Annotated in this window: 3 protein-coding genes; all 3 read right to left on the bottom strand. The window is 53.3% G+C overall.

Annotated elements, in window-relative coordinates:
* Nucleotides 1-37 precede the first annotated feature (37 nt).
* Nucleotides 38-880: a CRISPR system precrRNA processing endoribonuclease RAMP protein Cas6 gene (gene cas6, locus ACP5KC_RS10030; protein WP_428287476.1), complete on the bottom strand. Its 843-nt coding sequence runs from the start codon at nt 878-880 to the stop codon at nt 38-40.
* A 28-nt stretch (nt 881-908) separates the two neighbouring features.
* Nucleotides 909-1,604, bottom strand: coding sequence for a CRISPR-associated endonuclease Cas3'' (locus ACP5KC_RS10025; RefSeq protein WP_428287475.1), 696 nt, complete (start codon nt 1,602-1,604; stop codon nt 909-911).
* A 10-nt stretch (nt 1,605-1,614) separates the two neighbouring features.
* The coding region (locus ACP5KC_RS10020; RefSeq protein ID WP_428287474.1) for a helicase-related protein at nt 1,615-2,591 on the bottom strand (977 nt) is incomplete at its 5' end.

Genomic DNA, 2,591 nt, shown 5'->3' with positions numbered 1-2,591 from the left:
GGAGACATTTATGTCGTAAATCTTGTCGTTAATTACTCTACCGATCGAGGCCTTTACTACTAGTCTTCCTGTGCGGTCTGGCAGGCTCAAGGCTTACATGGCCGAAGCCTATGCTCCTGGACTTTCCTATCCCGAAGCGTAGCGCGAACGCGAGCAGCTTCTTGAACTCCTGTGCGAGCGGGGAATCAGTGTCGAGGAGCTCGTACATCACGTAGCCCGTGAAGCCCCGCTCCGTCACGCTCCTCCCCTCGTTGACCGTGTACAGAATGGTCTCAGGCCTTACCCTGTAGTCGAGCTCCGCCAGAGCCCTGTACGCCCACTTGTAAACCTGGAAGGGGGTCGGGGCGACAAGCTCTATCCTGTGCAGTTTAAGGTCGTATGTGAGAAGCCTCAACGCGAGGGCTAGGTCGGGGAAAAGCTTGTACCTCCTCCTAACCCCCGAGCTTTTAAGGTAGTCACCCCTACCCGGTACAGGTAGCAGCGTCGGCGTCAAAAACCTCAAGACAAACTTCCTCGGAACCTCCACGCTCAACCCCTCAAGCGAGACAACCTCGACATCCGAGAGCACAGCCCTGAACTGTGACCCTCCGAAGCTCACCAGCTGCGAGGACTCCGGGAGCCTCGGCTCACTCTTCGACAACACCGAAACCCTGCACTCCAACAACTCACCCGTCCTCGCGAACAAGACCCCATTTGAGTCCACGCGCTTGTAGAGCGGACGCCCCTCCCTGAACAAGACGCTGAAAGAACCCATCCTGCCGAGAACCGGCTCCTCACCCCACAGCGCCGCATAGACAGTCCTAGTAACCTTGCTGGTGAAAGGTGGGAGGGGGGCGTCCCTCAAGGGGATAACCTTGATATTATACGTGGCTACGTACACACCGCTTCACTCCACTATGTGGCATCTACTAATAATTTTTCTCGGCCTTGCTCCTGTTCCTCCTCGCAACCTCGGCGTCGCACTCGTTGAGAACCCCTAATACCGCTGAGGCAGCGTATAGTATTCTCGGCTTTATCTGCCTGTTGATGGCGCTTAGGAGCTGGTTATAGCAGCTGGAAGCCTCTAGTTTTTCAAATGCCAGCTCTAAAGCCGCCTCTCTCAGCTTTTTACCCGTTTCTGAGGAAGGATTCCATGTGCGAAATGCGTTGCGCCAACCGTCGCAGAGAGGCTGAAACTCACCTAGTCGCTCGATAGAACCAGTATAGTCTTTGCTCGAATAATGGTGGAAGGCGGTAGAGGCGAGCAGGACTGTGAATATAGAGTTTTCCTTAAGGTTGCATATGGTTGAGATGCGGGCGGCGACGCTCGGGAAAGCTTTAACGATAAGCCTTTCAAGGAAGACGGTAGAGTAATACTCGTGCCTCGGAAAGAAACCATTATTTCCCGTACCCCTATAGCTCTGATGCGCCTTCCCAACATCATGCACAAGCCCGGCGAGGACGATTATGTCAAACGCCTCCTCCTCTTTGACGCTGAAGACACGCGAGAGCTTCCTCGCTATAAGGCTCGTTATCTTGTTCTGAGTCAAGCACTCCGCGACATCGGAGAGGTGTTTCTCCAAGGGCTCGCCGGGCCCCGCGAAGCACGTAGTACTCGAAGCCATAGCTATCGCCTCAACCACCCTCAACGGTTTCCTCCGGGACTGGACCGTAACCCTCCCTGTAGTTTTTAATAATGAGCTTCGGGAAAACGCCGTACTCTGAGACGACCTGTCTCAGCCATTCAAAACTGTATTGCTTAGGGGGGCAGAGGAAGCTTTCACCCGCTCTAACCCCGACTACGTGTAGGTCGTCAGTTTTTTCGAGACTTATAGTGAAGGATTCATCCTCTCTACACTCACAATTTACGCAGACCTCGATTAAGGGTGATCTTAGAAATGAGCCTTCCGACTTCTTGAATATATCTTTTATCTCCCCGACTGGGACATGAATGTAGGACAAAAGATTTCTTAGGAGCCATTCGAGCTCACGATCAACCTCTACGTTCTCCTGGAGATGTTTAACATAACTATTATCCGCGTAGGGGAGCCTCCACTCCATCCCGTTAAGTTCCCCTACGTCGGGGCTCGCGCGATCTCTCTCCACGATATATATACGTCCACTACATGGGCCACCATACCTGCACACCCTCCCGATACGCTGCACGAGCGACTCCCACGAGTCAAAGGAGGTTATCAGCACGTCAAAGCTTACGTCTACCCCTGCCTCGACCGCACTCGTACCTACGATTATACGGGAGCTGCCGGAGATGAGTTTCTCCTCAGCGTTCCTCCTGTCTCTTCTGGTAAGCCTCGAGTGTATTACTGGTGCCTCCAAGCTCTCTGAGAGATCCATGACGCTCTTTATATCGTTCAGAACTATAAGGACGCGCTCACCCTGCTCCGCGTGCTTTCTCGCCACGTCCACGATCTCCCCCATCGTTATCTTCTTGAACTCGTACTTTACCTGAGACATTCTCTCCTCGAACTCTTGATCGTAGACCTGGATTCGATTATGGTCCTTCACGTCCCGGGGTCCAAGGCCTACAAAAATGAAGTCTTTAAAGACCTCCCACTTCCAGTCGCCCAGCGTAGCCGACATCACCACGACGG

Source organism: Infirmifilum sp. (genome assembly GCF_049970975.1).
GTDB lineage: Archaea > Thermoproteota > Thermoprotei > Thermofilales > Thermofilaceae > Thermofilum > Thermofilum uzonense.
Note: the sequence above shows the minus strand (reverse complement) of the source record. Positions and strands in the feature narration are given on the sequence as shown.

Bases quoted from the DNA above. Each gene is read 5' to 3' on its own strand.
- ACP5KC_RS10025 (WP_428287475.1), bottom strand. From the start codon at position 1,604: ATGGCTTCGAGTACTACGTGCTTCGCGGGGCCCGGCGAGCCCTTGGAG.